Here is a 17,171-nt window from a genome sequence, read left to right on the forward strand (position 1 = left end):
TGTGTGCATTGCCCGAAATTCAGCGCGGACTTTCTCTCCTCTCCCCCCCGCTGCCGCTGCCACAGGACGCTATATGCCAAACATGAAAGAATGTACAGCGGGCATATCGTTTCACGCAGGCATGTCCTTTCATGCAAGCGAAGCGCTCGGCGTCACGGAAATCACATCCTCGCCCACGCCGCCCCGTTCGTTCGCCGCGGTGAGCTGGTGATCAGGCGTTATCTCGAGGATCGCGTCGAAATCCTTGACGTATTGCAGATCGTGCGTGGCCATGATGAGCGTGTTGGGCAGCGAACACAGCAAGGCGACAATCAGCTTGGCGTTGTGCTCGTCAAGCGAGGCAGTCGGCTCGTCGGCCAGCAGGAGCTGTTTCCTGCGCAGCAGGGCGCGTGCTATTTCGAGGCGCTGGATCTGGCCGCCTGACAAGTGCGAGCCGTTCTGCCCGCATTCATAGTTCAGCGGATCATTGCCGAGTTCGTGAAGCAGGCCGACCTGTTCAAGCGCAGAGAGCAGGCGATCATCGGCAAAAGTCTCTCCAAAGGTCAGATTGAAGCGCACGTTCTCATCGAAGATGAATGGCCGCTGCTCGATGAAGCCGACCTGCCTGACGAGATCGTCGTCCGTCTGCATATCGCGGTCGACCACGAACCCCTGCAAGGCATTGAGCAGCGATGATTTGCCCACGCCAGACGGCCCTACGAGGGCAATCTTCTTGGTCTTTGCAATATCCAGTCGCTGGCCTTGCAGCAGCGTCGTGTCGCCATGTACCACAGCAGGAACATTCACGATGACACGGGCAGCGGTATCAGAGTTCGAGCCTGCGGACTGAGGCGTGGACGGATTGCCCGCAGCAGCGCCAGCCTTGCCCTGCGTCGCCGCACCGATCTGTGCCTTCACACCGATCTGTGCCGTCGCCGCCGTCTCCTCCATCCGGGTCAGCACAGGAGCCTGAGGAGTCTCGTTCAACGTGCTGCGCATCTGCTCGCGAATCTCCTTCGTGGTGGAGATTTCGTTGAAATGTCCGGCGGCGGCGCGGAACGGACCGGACACGCGGTCGCTAGCCAGGAACATAGCGACAAGACTGGTGGCGGTGATAGCCCAGCCCGCACGCATCATCAGCAGGCCGATGGTGATAGGAATCAGATACGAAGCCGCCGAAAGCATCAGTGTGGCAATGCCTGCAACCCCCTGAAGATTGTTCATCGTGCATTTCGATGACTCAGATTTCCTCAACCACTTGCGCAGATAGGCGGTCACTGGCCCGAATGCGCCGTTCGTGTACAGGCTGTGCTGGGACGAGAACGTGTCGGAAAGCACCTTGTTGAACCCCTCAGTGTTCTTCGACCACCGCTCACCTGCCTTCTTCAGCACTGAGGAGAACATGCGAGGCACAGTCATCGGCAGCAAAGAGAACGCAATGAACATCAAACCGACCGGCACGCTCAGCCAGAGCACATACGCCATGGACACCATGCCGGTGGTGAGATCGACCGCGATGAAGAACTTCGCCTTGAGATAGCTTTCGCTGTACAGGTCAAAATCATTGTTGATGCGCGAGACGACTTCGGAAGCTTTGGCAGCTGAAACATAACGCAGTTTCGCCTCGATGAAGGCTATCTTCTTCTCGATCAGAATATCTCGGATGATGATGTTCTCCACGATCACCGCCAGCTGCGTAGCCGACCATGTAACTGCAAACAGCACCAGATAACTGACACCAAAGATCATGATGGATCGCACCGAGGAATGAACGGTGAATTGCGGGATGGAAGAAATCGCTTGGGCGAGCACCACCCCCTCGAACCCACCGATTACCATCAGCACGGCGTAGCCAGCAAACCGGGTAACCCGCCAGGCGCGGCTCAGCCCACTCTCAGGTTGCTGAAATTCGACCTTCTGCTGTGCCCCACCAGCTGGCGCACCAGTTCCCTTGCTCATATCGCTCTCGATCCCCCGTATTGTTTGCATAACACGGAACACTTCTTTACAGTTGTCTACCACGCTATGCAGTCCCCTGATAGCCCAGAAGCTACAAAACCGGCGCATATCAGCGCGCCGCCTAACGCGTATTATGCTATGCCGCACATATTACTTTGCAAACCTGCATCAACGAAATGGTCGTCAGCAAGTCCACATTCTTCGAGCGCCCGTTCGCAGAGCGAATCGATATCGGTCATCATCTCGGCGAATCATGAAGGACTGACGACAACCGTCCATGACATTGCCTAATACCGAGCTGTTCCTATTTTCGCCGCAGCTGGCACCATGCATTACCTATTCAACGGTCACGGACTTGGCCAGGTTGCGGGGCTTGTCGACGTCGTAGCCTTTGAGGTTGGCCATATCCATGGCGAAGAGCTGCAGCGGGACCACGTCGATGAGCGGGCTGAGCAAGGTCGGGCAAACCGGGCGCCAGAAGACCACGTCGGCGTAGCGCTCGGCGTCCGGATCGCCCTCCTCAGCCACGACGATGGTGAACGCGCCGCGCGCCTTGACCTCCTCGATGCCCGAGACGACCTTGTTGTGCAAGGTATTGCGCCCGCGCGCCGAAGGCACGATTACCACGACCGGTTCGCCTTCGTCCACCAAGGCGATCGGCCCGTGCTTGAGCTCGCCCGCGGCAAAGCCCTCAGTGAACGTGTAAGCAATCTCCTTGAGCTTAAGCGCACCCTCCATAGCCACCGGATAGCCCACATGCCGCCCGAGAAACAGGAAGGAGTGCGCATTGAGCATGCGTCTGGCGGCTTCGTCTACAGTCTCGGCCTGCGTGTCAAGCACCCATTGGATCTTTGCGGGCATGGCCTTGAGCTGTGTGACGATGCCGCGGATCTCGTCGGGGAACATCGTGCCTTTGATCTGCGCGAGATACAAACCGAGCATATAGGCAGCCACGATCTGCGCCACGAAGGCCTTGGTCGAGGCGACCGCGATCTCCGGCCCGGCATGCGTGTACAGCACGGCATCGGATTCGCGCGGAATCGTGGAGCCTTGGGTGTTGCAGATCGCCAGCACGCGCGAGCCTTGCTCGCGGGCATGGCGCAGGGCCATGAGCGTGTCCATCGTCTCGCCGGACTGCGAGATGGCGACCACGAGCGTGCGCGGGGTCAGGATCGGGTCGCGATAACGGAATTCATGGGCCAGCTCCACTTCGACCGGGATGCGCACCCAGTGCTCGATCGCGTATTTGGCGACCATGCCGGCGTAGCTCGCCGTGCCGCAGGCAACGACGATGATCTTGTCGATGGTCTTGAAGTCCTCAAGGGCGATGCGCACCTCATCCAGCACGATGGCGCCATCCGAATTGAAGCGGCCGATCAGCGTGTTGGCCACGGCCTCGGGATCTTCATGGATCTCTTTGTCCATGAACGACGGCCAGCCGCCTTTTTCCACTGCGCTGGCATCCCAATCCACGGTGAAATGCTTGGAATTCGTGACTGGATTGCCCTCGAAGTCAGTGACGACGACCGTATCAGCGCTGATGCATACGGCCTGGTCCTGCCCTAATTCCATGGCCTGTTTGGTGTAGGCCACGAAAGCGCCCACATCGGAGCCGAGGAAGTTTTCGCCTTCGCCCAAACCCACTACGAGCGGCGAGTCGTGCCGCGCCCCGACGACGATATCCGGCTGCCGGTCGTCGACGGCCAGCAGCGTGAACGTGCCGGTGAGCATGCGCGCGACGCGACGCAGGGATTCGAACAGATCTGGTCTGCCGGTTTCCTTGATCACCGTGGCGGCTATCGTGCCCAGGAGCTTGGCTGCGACCTCGGTGTCGGTGCTGGATACGAAGGTGCAGCCTTCGGTTTGTAGACTGAATTTCAATTCATTGGCGTTCTCGATGATGCCATTGTGGATCAGCGCGATATGCCCATCGGCACTGGTGTGCGGGTGCGCATTCACATCGCTCGGCACACCGTTGGTCGCCCAACGCGTATGCCCGATCGCCACGGTCGCATCCGGCATCGGACGACGTTCGAGATCCGCCTCGAGATTGGCCAGACGACCGGCCTTCTTACGCACTGCGACTGATCCCATCCCGGGCGCCGCAAGCGCCACGCCCGCGGAATCGTAGCCGCGGTATTCCAGACGACGCAGACCTTGCAGGCAGACTTCCAAAGGCTTGCCGCAGGCAGTCGTGACATTTCCTGCATATCCAACGATTCCACACATGGTTTATCAGTTTATGGGACTTTCATGGTGTTCGGGCCCGCAGTGTCGGAACCTTCACGTTCCATTTCCCTGTCGGGCCGCGAATCGCCGTCGTGCAGCGTTGCTCGTGGTTCTGTCGCGCGAACAGGGCCGATTGTGTGGCGAAAATACCAGGATCTCAGTCCGACCACTCGTCTCTGTCTCAGCCTGCAAAACAGCAAGCGAAAAGCACCGGCACGCTTACAGCACGTGGTCGAGGAAATCCTTGAAGCGCCGCTCCTGCGGATTGTCCAGAATCTGCGGACCGCCCTGCTCCACCACCACGCCGCCATCCATGAATACGATCTGATCGGCGACTTCACGCGCGAACCCGATCTCATGCGTGACGACGATCATCGTCATGCCGCCTTCAGCCAGAGAACGCATGACGCCGAGCACTTCGCCCACCAGTTCGGGGTCGAGGGCGGAAGTCGGCTCGTCGAAGAGCATGATCTCAGGGTGCATCGCAAGCGCGCGAGCGATGGCGACGCGCTGCTGCTGGCCGCCGGACAACTGCGCGGGATAATAATCGAGACGATCACCCAGTCCGACTCTGTCCAGTTCGTATTCGGCCTCGCTGCGGGCATCCCCCTTGGATTGGTGCGCCACGTGAACGGGCGCCTCCATTACGTTTTCGAGCGCGGTCTTATGCGGGAAAAGATTGAAACGCTGGAAGACCATGCCCAGCTTGGCCCGCTGCGCCGCGATCTCCCTCTCGCTGAGCTCCTGCAGCCGATCCACGCCATGCCTCGTTACATGTCTGAAGCCCACGAGTTCGCCGTCGACATCGATGCGGCCGCCGGTCAAGGTCTCCAATTGGTTGATCAGGCGAAGGAACGTCGATTTGCCCGAGCCGGACGGTCCCAGAATCACCGTTACCGTGCCAGGCATCACGGTCATATCCACACCTTTGAGCACATGCAGCGAGCCAAAGGCCTTCTGCACGCCGACGGCCTGGACCGCAGGCGTGCCGCCGTTACCTCCCTGAGCCATTCCATCCTGTGCTATCTCACCCAGTGCCATCATCGCCCCGTTCACGCGTTCAGGCCCACGAAAGCGGCCTGATTGATTTTCTGCACGTCATTCTTCGGCTCGCCTTCGGTTTTGCCCGGCAGCGGCGGCGTGTCCAGCTTCGGACCGACTCTGCGCGCGTCGAAGCCCTTGCCGAAGTGCCGCTCCAAATATGCCTGCCCGATCATGAGAATCGACGTGACGATCAGGTACCAAATGCACGCCACGATCAGCAGCGGGATCGGCTTGTACGTTCGGCTGGAGATCGCGTTTGTAGCGAACTGCAATTCAAGGCCGAACGGCACCGCGGAAACCAGCGAGGTGGTTTTGAGCATGCCGATCGTCTCGTTGCCGGTCGGCGGCACGATGATGCGCATGGCCTGCGGAAGGATGATACGCATCATGATCAGGCTGCGTCGCATGCCAAGCGCCTGCGCCGCCTCCCGCTGACCGGGGTCGACCGCTTCCAGGCCAGCACGCACGATCTCGGCCAGATAGGCCGCTTCATTCAACGCCAGCCCGATAATTGCAGCGATCAGGCCCGGCCGGATGGCTGAGGCCAGCTGTTCGGAATCCATCGACCAGAAAGTGATGTCCGTGAAGGGGATTCCGAGCGATATCTGCGGAACCAGCACGGAGAACAGGCCCCAGAACACCAGCTGGGTCCACACGGGCGTACCGCGGAAAAACCAGATATAGAACCAACTGACCCAGCGCAGCACTGGATTAGTCGATTGACGCATGACAGCCAGCAGCACTGCGAGGATGATCGCGATGAACATTGAAGCCACGGTGAGGATCAGCGTCCAGCCGATGCCGCCCAGCACATTCTCGTTGAACAGATATTTCCAGACCGTAGGCCAGTCCATGTTCTTGTTCGTGACCATGCCCTGCACCAGCATGACCGCCAGCAAGGCGACGATGATGCCGGAAATCAGCGAGCCCGGCCGGCGCACCGGCAGCGCGTCGATTTTGTCGGGGATATCCAATCCGCCGGAATTGCGTTTGTGTGCCATGCCGACCCTTTCCTTGGTTTTGCGGCGTGCGATCCACTGCGCCATTCAATCACCGTATTGTTCAATCACAAATTAACCGTGCCGACGTTCGCGCCCATTCAGGATCCCCTCTGCCCTGATTCTTTTTCAGGTCTTCTACTCGACAGTCGGGTTGATCTCTGCCTTGGTAACAGCTCCCTTCGACACGCCCCAAGTATCAAGGATCTTGCCGTAGGTACCGTCATCGATGAGCTTTTGCAGCGCCTGTTGCACGGCGTTCGCCGTCGCAGTGTCGCCCTTCTTGATAGCGACCGCCTCGGGCGCGATGCCGACGTCGTCGCCCAACGCCTCGAGCGCATTGCCGGTCTGTTTGATCGCGTAGCCCGCGACCGGGGTGTCAGCGTAGAAGACGTCGGCTTTGCCGGTGACTACGGCGGTGGTCACATCGGTCTGCGCCTTCATGGATTGGATCTGGACGTTCGGCTTGCCGTCGGCTTTGCACTGCACCTCAGCCTTGTTGGCCTCGTCCTCTTGCGTGGTGCCGGTCTGCACGGCGATTTTCACGCCGCATAGGCTCGACGTATCGACCTTGGCGGGATTGCCTTTCTTGACGACGAAGGTCGAGCCGGCGTTGAAATAGGTGACGAAATCAACGGCCTTCATGCGCTCGGGAGTGACAGTGAACGAGGAAATGCCAATGTCGTACTTCGATCCTACGGAAGGGATGATCGAGTCGAAGCTCGAGGTGACGGTGCCCTCTTTGAGGCCGAAAACCGCGGCCAACGCCTTCGATAGGTCCACATCGAAGCCGACCGGGGTTTTGCCATCCGCAGCCAAGAATTCGGCCGGCGCATACGAGGTGTCGGCGCCGACGGTAAGTGTGCCGTCCTTGGTAACCGATTCAGGCAACAATGCCGCGATCTTCTCGTCTTTGGCGATGGCGCTCGTATCGAAGCCGTCCGTCGAGGACTTGGATGCTCCGTCGCCGCTGCCCGCCCCGGACGCGGAATCGCCCGTGTCGGTGGTGCCGCATGCGGCCAGCGACATGGAAAGCACCGCGCCAAGAATGAGAACTCCTGCTCGTCTCAGACCCGTGTTTTTGAAAACAGTGTTGTTGGAAACTGCACCCTTGAATGTTGAACTGCGCATTTCGTTCCTTTTCTCTTCGCGAGTGCTCTGCGGCTGACACCACACAAGCACCTGACTACAGGTGAGGATAAAAGCGTTTTGCTACGAAAGCGTTAACCACATACGGTCAGTAGCGACATTCAGCGCTACAACCCAGCCTATGCCTGGAATATGCCTAAAATTTGCATTCTCCTGCTTTCGCGAACTGCAAACCCTTATTTCAATTGGCGCGCTGGTTCCTGTAGCGCATCACCCGCTGGGCTTCGCGCCTGTCCTGTTCCTCGCGCAACGCCTGGCGCTTGTCGTATTCGCGCCTGCCGCGCCCCACGGCGATTTCCGCCTTGACCCGGCCGTCCTTGAAGTACAGGCTGAGCGGGACGATCGTATAGCCCTTGGCCTCGGTGCGGCGCGCGAGTTTGGCGATCTGGGCGGCATGCAGCAACAGCTTGCGCTTGCGCTTGGGTGCGTGGTTGTTCCATGTGCCATTGAGGTACTCAGGAATATTGGCGTTCTCCAGCCAGATTTCGCCGCGTCGGTCGATCGAGACGAAGGACTCAGCCAGCGAGGCATGCCCCTCGCGCAGCGATTTGACCTCGGTGCCCGTCAGCGCCAGCCCTGCCTCGTAACGGTCTTCGATCTCGTAGTCATGCCGCGCTCTGCGATTTTGCGCGATCAATGATGTTCCTTGTTCCTTCGCCATCTCTTGTTCTCCTTGCACTTCTGACCGAACAATCAAACGATCAGTAGTGAATGTACTGGTAACTCCCGGGATCATAGAGCGTCTGCCAGGTCGGGAAGCTCGCGAAGCCGGTGCCGCCTTCCGAAATCAGTATCGAGCCATCGGCGTTGACGCGCTCGACGACGGCAACATGCCCGTATTGCCAACTGGCGTTCCACTGCCCGCCGACGCTCTGCCCGCGCGCAAAAACGACCACTGCGCCCACATGGGGCGTGCCATTGACAAGATAACCAAGGCTGCGGGCTGTGGCGGCCCATTGGCCGCCGTTGCCCATATGCGAGCCTACCGGCAATCGCAATTGCGAGCGGCGGATGTACGCCCACAGCGTGCATTGGCGCGCAGGATATGATCTGCCGCCGATAGTGTTGCCCGTGGAATGCCCATAGCAGAACGATGATCCCTCAGGGCAGCCGCCGGGCACGGCATAGTTCATGCCACTGGCGCTGCCGCCGCCGCTGTTGCCACCGGAGGAGCCGCCGCTGTTGCCACCGCCGCTGTTGCCATTGGAGGATCCGCCGCCCTTGTTGCCCCCGCCATTGCCCGGCGCAGGTTTGCTCGTGGCCGGCTTGGCATTGCCGATCTGCTGCTGGCCGCCGGATGCCGCCTTGGCCTCCGCCGCCTTTTTAATCGCCTGCTGCTCGTTGTAGGCATCGATCTGGGATTTCATCGCGACGATATCGGCAGCCTCTTTGGCCGCCTTGGTCGTTAGCCCGCTTTTCTGCTGTTCGAGTCGCGCGCGTTCGGTGTTGCCTTTGTCACGCAACGCCTGAAGCTGCGATTGCGCGGCCTGCGCGGATTGCGCCGCACTCCGTGCCGAAGCGGCATCTTCGTCGGCCTTGTGCTTGAGTTCGCTGATCTGCTCCTCGATCGCGGCAAGGCGCTGCTTGCGATTCATCGATATGTTAAGCGTGGCCGCAGCGTCGTTGGCCGCATTCGCCTCGCTGCGCGCAACCGCCGCATCAGACTGCATTTTGTTGACGAAATCCTGGGTCGTAGTCGATTTTGTGACCACATCCATCACTTCGGACGCACCTGACCCATGGAAGCTGTTACGCGCAAGCTGGGCGACCGCTTCCTTGGCGTCATCATAGTTTTCGCCGGTTTTTTTGATCTGCGCTTCGAGATCGCTTTTGTCTTTCCGGGCTGCTTCGAGCCGGTCGTTCGCAGCCTGCGCCAAGCCTTGCGCCTGCTCAGCCTGCTGCTGCGCAGCGATAGCGGCCTCCTGCGCCGCAGGAATCTGATTGTCGGTCAAATCGTTCAATTGCAGGATCTGATCGGCCAAGTTCTTATTGATGCCTACAAGCTGGCTTTTAAGGTTCTCATGATCCTGTATTTTGCTCTGGTAGGCATCCCAACTGGGCACCGCCTGCGCCTCCTGGACCCCGACCGTCATGCTTGCCGAGCCGGCGGCAAATACAGTGGCAGCAGCCAACAGCAGGCCTGCTGCGGCATTGATGCGTTTGATATGCGTCATGCGGTGCGAACCTTCCTTCCGTGGTGTTCACATATTGTAACGGACATTGTTCACGATTGCGATGATGCGTTTTGTTCGTCTGGCTGCGTTGAGGGACGTTGCCGCAAGCGCGCAGCTGGTTGGTTGCCGCATCGCGGTCCTCAAGGGCCCTTGAGGATCTGCGCTCAAGCCTTGAGATATCGCCGCAGCGATATGGCCGAGGCGAGGGCCGAAAGCGCCATAGCGCCCAAGACTATCGCGGGCGCCATAAACCATACTGTTTTCTGGTCGATATACGGCATCCATTGCACGCTGGTGGCCAGCCCGTCGGTGATGAATGCCTTCACGATGCCGCTGAGCGCGCCGCATGCCAGCAGCGAGCCAAGAAACGATGCGAACACGCCTTCGAGGATGAACGGCAGCCGAATCGTCCAGTTCGATGCTCCGACCAAGCGCATGATCTCGGTCTCGTTCCTGCGTGAGGCCGCGCTCATGCGGATCGTCGTGCCGGTGAGCAGAATAGCAACCACGATCATCACCGACGCCAGCACAACCGTGACCACGGTCGCCTTGTTGAGCACATTGAACACAGGATCGAAGATCTGCCGCTGGTCGACCACTTCCTCGATCCCGGTGCGCCCGGAGAGCACTTCGGAGACAGCCTGATACTTGGTCGGATCCGTAAGCTTGAGCCGCAGCGAATCCTGCATATCCGCAGCAGTCAGCGTGCGGCCCTCATACACGCCATTGGGATACTGCTTGAGGAAGGTGTTCTTGTAGAAGTCCTTCCTGCTCACATAGGTGATCTTCGAAACCACATCACCCAGTTCCTGATGGATCAGATCCTCAATGTCCACGATCTCCTGCTGCGTCGGCGCCTTGCCCGATGCGCATGAGGCGGCCTGGCTGGTGCCGTCAGGGCACAGCCAAGCCACGACTTCGACCTGGTCATACCAATCGCCTTTGGCTTTTGTGACCTGCGCCTGCATCAGCCCTGAAGCGCCGATGAACAGGAAGGAAATGAATGTGACCAACATCACCGACAAGATCATCGAGACGTTCTGTCTCAGGCTCGTCCAAGTTTCGGACAGAATGAACCGCGTTCTCATCGCGCATCCCCCTCGTCACTGTTGGCCTCTGATCCGGCGTTTTCGGACTGTTCGGACGACGCACCAAGCCCGGTCTGTGTGGTTTCGACGTCTTGTTGCGCAGTGCCTTCGTCGCGCTGCGGGGTGTCCTCGTCGTACTGCGCGGCGGCTCCGTCGCCATGCTGCTGCAAATCTCCATCCCGCCTAGGTGGTACGGGCGGAGCTGGAGGGGCAGGAGGCGCGGTTTCCGTGGCTTCATCGTCGAGGGCAGAGCCGTCGCGCCGCTTCTCCTGTGGGGGCTCTTGCGCGCCCGCACCGACCTGGGCTGCGCCGCCCGCGGCGGCAATGCTCTCAGCTGCGATGCCACGGCCCCACGTCATCGTTGTTTCGACCGGTTTGAAGGCCTCGCCATAACGGCCTTTACGGCCCGAATGCATGGACATCGCCAATCGTGCGATTCCGGCGTCCTCTCCCGTGTCCGTCTGCATCGCCTCGACCACGGCGTCCATCGCATGCATTAAGTCGGCGTTGCCTTCCGGCGCCGCACTTGCTGCACCGCTGCCGACCGCCGAGGCAGCGGCACTGTGCATTTCGACACTGTGCATTTCAATGCTCTGCACAGCGCCACCGCGTGCATCGGCGATCTGAGCAGCGTCATGTCCCGCTGCACCATGCCCGGCCTCATCATCCACAGACCTGCCGAGCTGTTGCGAACCGTCGGCCACGTGCTGGGCCTTGGATTTCGACTCGACCTCGGCATCGGGGAAGAACAGCGCAGAATCATACGAGCCCTGCATTTGGTCTCGCACCATTTTCCCGTTGTGCAACTCGACAACGCGTTTGCGCATCGAGTTGACGATCTCCTCGTTATGGGTTGCCATCACGACGGTGGTCCCGGTACGGTTGATCGCGTCGAGCACCTCCATGATGCCCAGCGAAGTCGTCGGGTCGAGGTTGCCGGTAGGCTCGTCGGCCAGCAGGAGCTGGGGATGGTTCACGTAGGCCCGCGCGATCGCCACGCGCTGGGCCTCGCCGCCCGACAACTCGTGCGGATAATTGCGCTCCTTGCCGGTGAGCCCTACGGTTTCCAACACTTTAGGCACCAGCGAATGGATCGTGGAACGGTTCATGCCGATCACCTCGAGGGCGAAAGCGACATTCTGCCACACGGTTTTATTATTGAGCAGCTTGAAATCCTGGAAAACGAAGCCAATGGATCTCCGGTATTGCGGCACCTGGCGGTTGGACAGGCGGCGCAGATCATTGCCTGCGACACGAATCTCCCCATCCGTGGCCTCTTCCTCGTGCAGCAGCAGGCTCAACAGGGTCGTTTTGCCCGATCCTGATGCGCCGACGAGGAAGACGAAATCACCACGGTCGATATGCACGGTGATGTCGTCGAGTGCTGGCCGAGTGCCTTTCGGGTAGATCTTCGAAACATGATCCAACGTGATAAGCGCCATAGTATGCCATCCTTACCGATGCTATTTCGCGGGTTCAGCCGTTGTTCAACTGTTATCGGCCTCTTCGGCCGCTTCGCGCCGCTGCTCATGCCGCCAGCGGATGCCCGCGTCGATAAACCCGTCGATGTCGCCATCGAAAACCGCCTGAGTCTGCGAAGTCTCATAGCCAGTGCGCAAGTCTTTGACCATCTGATACGGATGCAGCACGTATGAGCGCATCTGATCGCCCCAACTGGCCTTGATATCGCCGGCGAGCTCTTTCTTCTTCTGTGCCTCGGCCTCATGGCGCATGACCAGCAGCCGGGACTGAAGCACGGCCATCGCAGCCGCGCGGTTCTGGATCTGGCTGCGCTCGTCCTGCATAGTCACCACGGTGTTCGTGGGCAAGTGGGTGATGCGTACCGCCGAATACGTCGTGTTCACGCCTTGGCCGCCGGGACCGGAAGAGCAGTAGGTGTCCACGCGGATGTCGGAATCCGGGATGTCGATGTGATCAGTCTCCTCGACCAGCGGCACCACTTCGACCGCGGCGAAGCTCGTCTGGCGGCGGCCCTGATTGTCGAAAGGCGAGATGCGCACCAGCCGGTGCGTACCGCCCTCGACCGAAAGCCGGCCGTAAGCATAGGGCGCATTGACCTGGAAGGTCGCGGACTTGATGCCGGCCTCCTCCGCGTACGAGGTGTCCATGACCTTCGCCTTGTAGCCGTCGCGCTCGGCCCAGCGCAGGTACATGCGCAGCAGCATCTGCGCGAAGTCGGCCGCATCCACGCCGCCTGCCCCCGATCGGATCGTCACAACCGCCGAACGCGCGTCGTATTCGCCATCGAGCAGAGTCTGGATCTCCATCTCATCGAGATCCTTCTGAATCGCGTCCACCTCTGAGCGGGCTTCGCCCAATGAATCGGCGTCCGTCTCCTCCTGTCCGAGTTCGAAGAGGGTTTCGGCGTCGTCGAGCCGGCCTTCCAAGGATTCGAGCTTCCTGAGCTGCGCTTGGGACGCTGAGAGCTGGCTCGTCACCTTTTGCGCGTTCTCCTGGTCGTCCCATAGACCGGGTTCAGCCGCTTGCTGCTCGAGATCTGCGATCTCGGACTTGAGGCGTCCAACATTCAGCGCCTTGGCGATGGACTCGTATTTGGTCCGAGCCTCGCCGATCGCTTGGGAAAAATCAAAATCTGCCATTGTTACCACCATACATAGGTATTATCTGAACACTATCGTCGTCGGCCCCGCGTCGACAGGGCCTGCACAAACAGACCCGCATGGGCACCGACCCGGCAAACCCCGCTTCGCCCTGCATCGCTCCGGGCCGCGAACCTGCCCGGGATCTGTTCAGAGCATGGTGTCACACACCGGAATCATGCCGAAACCACCATGTCAAAAACCGGCGTAGATCGCAGGGATCACCATCGCGAGCAGCATCGCTGCAGCAAGCACGATGCACACCGCGCGCACCACAATGCGCCGACGGTTCTCGCGCCGCAACCGTTCATCGCGTTCCCTGCCCATGGGTCTCCACTGTACTCAGGCGGGCGTACGAGCTTGCGCAATCGGTGAGGCGCAGTTGCCACACGAAACTCGACAGCGTGCCATGAGACGAACGCCCAGCCGGTTCTGTTGTATCGTGTGAGGTGATTGCCGGACGGCGAGAACGCATCACCATACCGGCACGGCAGACATGGCGAAGAACCGAATGAAAGAGGAGCGCACATGAGCGACGAACGCACTGCATGGGGCTGGGGGCTGGCCTCGGTTGACGAGGCCGAAACCATCTTGGACGTCTGGTACCCCACGTTGCACTTGGGAGACGCGCCGCGCGAGGCACCGCGGCCGAGGCACGGATTCGATGGCGTATCGCACGAAGAGCCGGATGCTCGAGGCGTGAGGCGCATCCCCGTGTTCACGGTTTCGCAGCTCGACGGCGAGATCACCGACGCGGCCGACGCCTACTTGCGCTTGCATTTGCTGAGCATGCGGCTCGCCAAGCCGAATACGCTGAATCTCGATGGCATCTTCGCCAAGCTGACCAATGTGGTGTGGACGAATTACGGGCCGTTCGCCGTCGAAACCTTTGCCCAGCGCAAGCTTGAGGTGGAAACGGCAATGCTGCGGGCGAATCCAGGCGTCCCGCAGGCGGGCGTCAATGTGCTTTCGATCGACAAGTTCCCGCGCATGGTCGATTACGTCGTGCCCACCGGCGTGCGCATCGGCGACGCCGACCGCGTGCGGCTGGGAGCCTACTTGGCGCAGGGCACCACAGTGATGCACGCTGGCTTCGTGAACTACAACGCCGGCACATTGGGCACATCCATGGTCGAGGGCCGCATCTCGCAGGGCGTCGTCGTAGGCAACGGCTCCGACATCGGCGGCGGAGCCTCGACCATGGGCACGTTGTCAGGCGGCGGCAAGCTGCGCAATTCGATCGGCGAGCATAGCCTGGTCGGCGCGAACGCCGGCATCGGCATCTCGCTCGGCGACAACTGCGTGGTGGAGGCCGGCCTCTACATAACCGCCGGCACCAAGATCACCGTCGTCGACAAGGCCAAAAAGGCCGCAGGAGAGCCTTTCGACGTGGTCAAGGGCGCGGACTTGTCCGGCAAGGACAATCTGCTGTTCATCCGCAATTCGATCACCGGCGGCATCGAAGCCCGCCAGCGCAAAACCGGCATCGAACTCAACGCCGCGCTGCACAAAAACTAGGCCGCTCAGGTCCGGTCAACGAGGCCTTAGCGTCTCCCTACTTCTCATGCCGGCCATCTCAAACGCCCAGCGTCCGTTTCGCGCCACTGGCCAAGTGCTGATGGAACAAAAGCTCCGCTAACGAGCGCTCAGCGTCCGTGTTGTGCCACGCAGCGTTACCGTTGACTCATTGGGACGTAATCGCGCTCGGCCTCGCCAGTGTAGACTTGGCGCGGGCGGCCGATCTTGGTTTCGGGGTCGGTGCGCATCTCGCGGTATTGCGCAATCCAGCCGGGGATGCGGCCTAGGGCGAACAGCGTGGTGAACATGGCAGGGTCGAAGCCGATCGCGCGGTAGATCAGGCCTGTGTAGAAATCGACGTTCGGGTAGAGGTGCCGGGAGACGAAATAGTCGTCGTTGAGCGCGATATCCTCGAGCTCGGTCGCCACGTCGAACAGTGCGCGCTCCTCTTGGGAGAGCTTGAGCGTGTCCTCGCGTTCGAGCAGCTGTTCAAGATACTGCCGCGCGATGGCGGCCCGAGGATCGTATGATTTGTAGACACGGTGGCCAAGCCCCGAGATGCGACGGCCCTCGCCTTTGCAGCTCTCGACGAACTCCTTGACGCCCATGCCGCTGTCGCGGATGGCCTTGAGCTGGCGCAGCACGGCCTCGTTCGCGCCACCATGCAGCGGTCCGGAGAGCGCGTTGATGCCTGCTGCGATCGAGGAATACAGGTTCGCCTGGGCGCTGCCGGCGATGCGCACCACGGAAGTCGAACAGTTCTGCTCATGGTCGGCGTGGATGATGAGCAGCCGGCCCAGCGCATGCACGTACAGCGGATCGGATTCGAAAGGCTCATACGGCACCGCGAAGCACATGCGCAGGAAATCGTCGACGTAGCCGCGCGAGTAATCCGGGTAGAGCATCGGCTCATCGCGCCGACGGCGGAAGATATAGCTCACGATCGTGCGCACCTTGGCCATGATGATGGTGGCAGCCTCGTCCAGCTGGTCGGAATCATTGGGATCAGTCGTGTCTGGATAAAAAGTGGCCAGCGCATTCACCGCCGAGGCGAGCACGCTCATCGGATGGGCCGTGCGTGGGAAGGATCCCAGGAAAGTGCGGAAATCCTCCCCCACCATCGTGCGATGGTTCACAGCAGAACTGAATTTTTCGTATTGCTCCTGCGTTGGCAGTTCGCCGAAACGCAGCAGCCATGCGACTTCCAGAAAATCCGATTGATCGCACAGCTGTTCGATGGGGTAACCGCGATAGCGCAGAATCGAATTATTGCCGTCGATGTAGGTGATCTTCGATTCGCACTGCGCAGTGGTCAGGAAGCCCGGATCAAGCGTCACCCAGCCGTCGTTGCGCAAATCGGAGACAATGATGCCATCAGGGCCTGCCGTGGCCTTGACTACAGGCAGCGTGAATTTGTTCGTGTCGACATCCAGTTCGGCCTTGGTCATCGACAATCCCCTTTCGCTTCGTCATCCAGCCGTTTGCGCCATGGCCGGGCGGATGATGGCATTCGTCGAACAGTCGGCGCGCCGCCGCTCCACCGGCATTGGAACCCGCATATGCAGGTGCTGGAATGGCTCATCGTAACAGAGGGAAGCGCACGCAGCCGTAACATGATCAGTCGCGCGTGGTGAGGATGACCGGGCCATGCCCGGTTATCGCGATCGTGTGCTCGGTGTGCGCGCCGCGCGAGCCGTCCGCCGAACGCAGCGTCCAGCCGTCTTTGGGATCCTGGTAGATTTCGTCAGTGGTTTTGAGGAACCAAGGCTCGATGGCGATGACCAGGCCCGGACGCAGCCGATATCCGTGGTGCGCCTTGCCGTCATTGGCCACATGGGGATCGCCGTGCATGATATGGCCGACGCCATGGCCGCCGAATTCGAGGTTGATCGGATAGCCTTGCGAGCGCGCGACATCGCCGATCGCACTGGAGACATCACCTAGGCGATTGCCCGGCTGCGCCTGCGCGATGCCGGCTTCGAGCGCATCCTCGGTGCATTTGATCAGCCGCAGGTCTTCCGGATCGACCTTGTTGCCGACTACGAAACTGATGGCTGAGTCGCCGACCCAGCCGTCCACGCTGATCGCAAGATCAAGCGAAACCAAGTCGCCGTCTTTAAGGTTGTAGTCGTAGGGCACGCCGTGCAGCACGGCATCATTCACCGAGATGCAGATGTAATGGGCGAAGGGGCCGGTGCCGAAATCAGGCGCATAATCGACGTAGCAGGATTCGGCGCCCTTGCGGTCGGCGATGCGCTTGGCGACGAATTCATCGATCTCCAAGAGGTTCGTGCCGACTTTCGCCATGGCTTTCAGTTCTTTGAGGATGCCGCCGACGAATCGGCCGGCGGGTTTCATCGCTTCGATTTCCGCAGGTGTTTTCAGCTCTATCATGCCCTCACCCTACTTCGG

General features: G+C 60.3%; 14 protein-coding genes. 1 reads left to right on the plus strand and 13 read right to left on the minus strand.

The annotated features are described in order from the left end of the window. Positions 1 to 129 precede the first annotated feature (129 nt). The 11 genes from LKG04_RS05820 to LKG04_RS05870 all read right to left on the minus strand — a co-directional run bounded on the left by LKG04_RS05820 (position 130) and on the right by LKG04_RS05870 (position 13,568). On the minus strand, positions 130 to 1,938 hold the full coding sequence (locus LKG04_RS05820; RefSeq protein WP_291761548.1) for an ATP-binding cassette domain-containing protein: 1,809 nt from the start codon (positions 1,936 to 1,938) through the stop codon (positions 130 to 132). A gap of 336 nt (positions 1,939 to 2,274) precedes the next feature. After that, positions 2,275 to 4,167 carry a glutamine--fructose-6-phosphate transaminase (isomerizing) gene (gene glmS / locus LKG04_RS05825; RefSeq protein WP_291761546.1) on the minus strand — a complete coding sequence of 631 codons (1,893 nt, stop codon included), beginning with the start codon at positions 4,165 to 4,167 and terminating at the stop codon, positions 2,275 to 2,277. A 219-nt stretch (positions 4,168 to 4,386) separates the two neighbouring features. Then, complete coding sequence (locus LKG04_RS05830) at positions 4,387 to 5,178, minus strand: amino acid ABC transporter ATP-binding protein (protein WP_291761545.1); 792 nt, start codon at positions 5,176 to 5,178, stop codon at positions 4,387 to 4,389. 41 nt (positions 5,179 to 5,219) lie between these two features. Next, complete coding sequence (locus LKG04_RS05835) at positions 5,220 to 6,212, minus strand: amino acid ABC transporter permease (protein ID WP_291761543.1); 993 nt, start codon at positions 6,210 to 6,212, stop codon at positions 5,220 to 5,222. A 135-nt stretch (positions 6,213 to 6,347) separates the two neighbouring features. Next, positions 6,348 to 7,238 carry an ABC transporter substrate-binding protein gene (locus tag LKG04_RS05840; protein WP_291761565.1) on the minus strand — a complete coding sequence of 297 codons (891 nt, stop codon included), beginning with the start codon at positions 7,236 to 7,238 and terminating at the stop codon, positions 6,348 to 6,350. Between the two features lie 301 nt (positions 7,239 to 7,539). Next, positions 7,540 to 8,019, minus strand: a complete 480-nt coding sequence (smpB, locus tag LKG04_RS05845) for an SsrA-binding protein SmpB (RefSeq protein ID WP_291761541.1) — start codon at positions 8,017 to 8,019, stop codon at positions 7,540 to 7,542. A 40-nt stretch (positions 8,020 to 8,059) separates the two neighbouring features. After that, a complete protein-coding gene (locus LKG04_RS05850; protein ID WP_291761539.1) occupies positions 8,060 to 9,532 on the minus strand; it encodes a CHAP domain-containing protein in 1,473 nt (490 codons plus the stop codon). A gap of 164 nt (positions 9,533 to 9,696) precedes the next feature. After that, positions 9,697 to 10,620, minus strand: a complete 924-nt coding sequence (gene ftsX / locus LKG04_RS05855) for a permease-like cell division protein FtsX (RefSeq protein ID WP_291761537.1) — start codon at positions 10,618 to 10,620, stop codon at positions 9,697 to 9,699. Beyond that, complete coding sequence (gene ftsE, locus LKG04_RS05860) at positions 10,617 to 12,062, minus strand: cell division ATP-binding protein FtsE (protein WP_291761535.1); 1,446 nt, start codon at positions 12,060 to 12,062, stop codon at positions 10,617 to 10,619. Before ftsE ends, ftsX begins: the two co-directional genes overlap by 4 nt. A gap of 45 nt (positions 12,063 to 12,107) precedes the next feature. Next, on the minus strand, positions 12,108 to 13,241 hold the full coding sequence (gene prfB, locus LKG04_RS05865; protein ID WP_291761533.1) for a peptide chain release factor 2: 1,134 nt from the start codon (positions 13,239 to 13,241) through the stop codon (positions 12,108 to 12,110). Between the two features lie 195 nt (positions 13,242 to 13,436). Further along, positions 13,437 to 13,568: a hypothetical protein gene (locus LKG04_RS05870; protein ID WP_291761532.1), complete on the minus strand. Its 132-nt coding sequence runs from the start codon at positions 13,566 to 13,568 to the stop codon at positions 13,437 to 13,439. Positions 13,569 to 13,769: 201 nt separating this feature from the next. Here LKG04_RS05870 and dapD point away from each other — a divergent pair, with 201 nt between their 5' ends. Beyond that, positions 13,770 to 14,759: a 2,3,4,5-tetrahydropyridine-2,6-dicarboxylate N-succinyltransferase gene (gene dapD, locus LKG04_RS05875; RefSeq protein WP_291761530.1), complete on the plus strand. Its 990-nt coding sequence runs from the start codon at positions 13,770 to 13,772 to the stop codon at positions 14,757 to 14,759. 155 nt (positions 14,760 to 14,914) lie between these two features. Here the strand turns inward: dapD and LKG04_RS05880 are convergent, their stop codons facing one another. Both LKG04_RS05880 and map read right to left on the minus strand, forming a co-directional pair. Further along, on the minus strand, positions 14,915 to 16,207 hold the full coding sequence (locus LKG04_RS05880; protein WP_291761528.1) for a citrate synthase: 1,293 nt from the start codon (positions 16,205 to 16,207) through the stop codon (positions 14,915 to 14,917). A 169-nt stretch (positions 16,208 to 16,376) separates the two neighbouring features. Beyond that, the gene (gene map / locus LKG04_RS05885; protein ID WP_291761526.1) at positions 16,377 to 17,153 is read right to left on the minus strand and encodes a type I methionyl aminopeptidase; all 777 of its coding nucleotides are present in this window, start codon (positions 17,151 to 17,153) and stop codon (positions 16,377 to 16,379) included. Positions 17,154 to 17,171 lie beyond the last annotated feature (18 nt).

Origin of the sequence: Bifidobacterium sp. (assembly GCF_022640935.1) — a bacterium.
Classification (GTDB): domain Bacteria; phylum Actinomycetota; class Actinomycetes; order Actinomycetales; family Bifidobacteriaceae; genus Bifidobacterium.

Excerpts from the sequence above, each read along its gene's own strand:
- glmS (WP_291761546.1), bottom strand. The coding sequence starts at position 4,167 with ATGTGTGGAATCGTTGGATATGCAGGAAATGTCACGACTGCCTGCGGC.
- LKG04_RS05835 (WP_291761543.1), bottom strand. The coding sequence starts at position 6,212 with ATGGCACACAAACGCAATTCCGGCGGATTGGATATCCCCGACAAAATC.
- ftsX (WP_291761537.1), bottom strand. The coding sequence starts at position 10,620 with ATGAGAACGCGGTTCATTCTGTCCGAAACTTGGACGAGCCTGAGACAG.
- LKG04_RS05820 (WP_291761548.1), bottom strand. The coding sequence starts at position 1,938 with ATGAGCAAGGGAACTGGTGCGCCAGCTGGTGGGGCACAGCAGAAGGTC.
- dapD (WP_291761530.1), top strand. The coding sequence starts at position 13,770 with ATGAGCGACGAACGCACTGCATGGGGCTGGGGGCTGGCCTCGGTTGAC.
- LKG04_RS05870 (WP_291761532.1), bottom strand. The coding sequence starts at position 13,568 with ATGGGCAGGGAACGCGATGAACGGTTGCGGCGCGAGAACCGTCGGCGC.
- LKG04_RS05840 (WP_291761565.1), bottom strand. The coding sequence starts at position 7,238 with ATGTCGCTGGCCGCATGCGGCACCACCGACACGGGCGATTCCGCGTCC.
- smpB (WP_291761541.1), bottom strand. The coding sequence starts at position 8,019 with ATGGCGAAGGAACAAGGAACATCATTGATCGCGCAAAATCGCAGAGCG.
- prfB (WP_291761533.1), bottom strand. The coding sequence starts at position 13,241 with ATGGCAGATTTTGATTTTTCCCAAGCGATCGGCGAGGCTCGGACCAAA.
- map (WP_291761526.1), bottom strand. The coding sequence starts at position 17,153 with ATGATAGAGCTGAAAACACCTGCGGAAATCGAAGCGATGAAACCCGCC.
- LKG04_RS05830 (WP_291761545.1), bottom strand. The coding sequence starts at position 5,178 with ATGGCTCAGGGAGGTAACGGCGGCACGCCTGCGGTCCAGGCCGTCGGC.
- LKG04_RS05850 (WP_291761539.1), bottom strand. The coding sequence starts at position 9,532 with ATGACGCATATCAAACGCATCAATGCCGCAGCAGGCCTGCTGTTGGCT.
- LKG04_RS05880 (WP_291761528.1), bottom strand. The coding sequence starts at position 16,207 with ATGACCAAGGCCGAACTGGATGTCGACACGAACAAATTCACGCTGCCT.
- ftsE (WP_291761535.1), bottom strand. The coding sequence starts at position 12,062 with ATGGCGCTTATCACGTTGGATCATGTTTCGAAGATCTACCCGAAAGGC.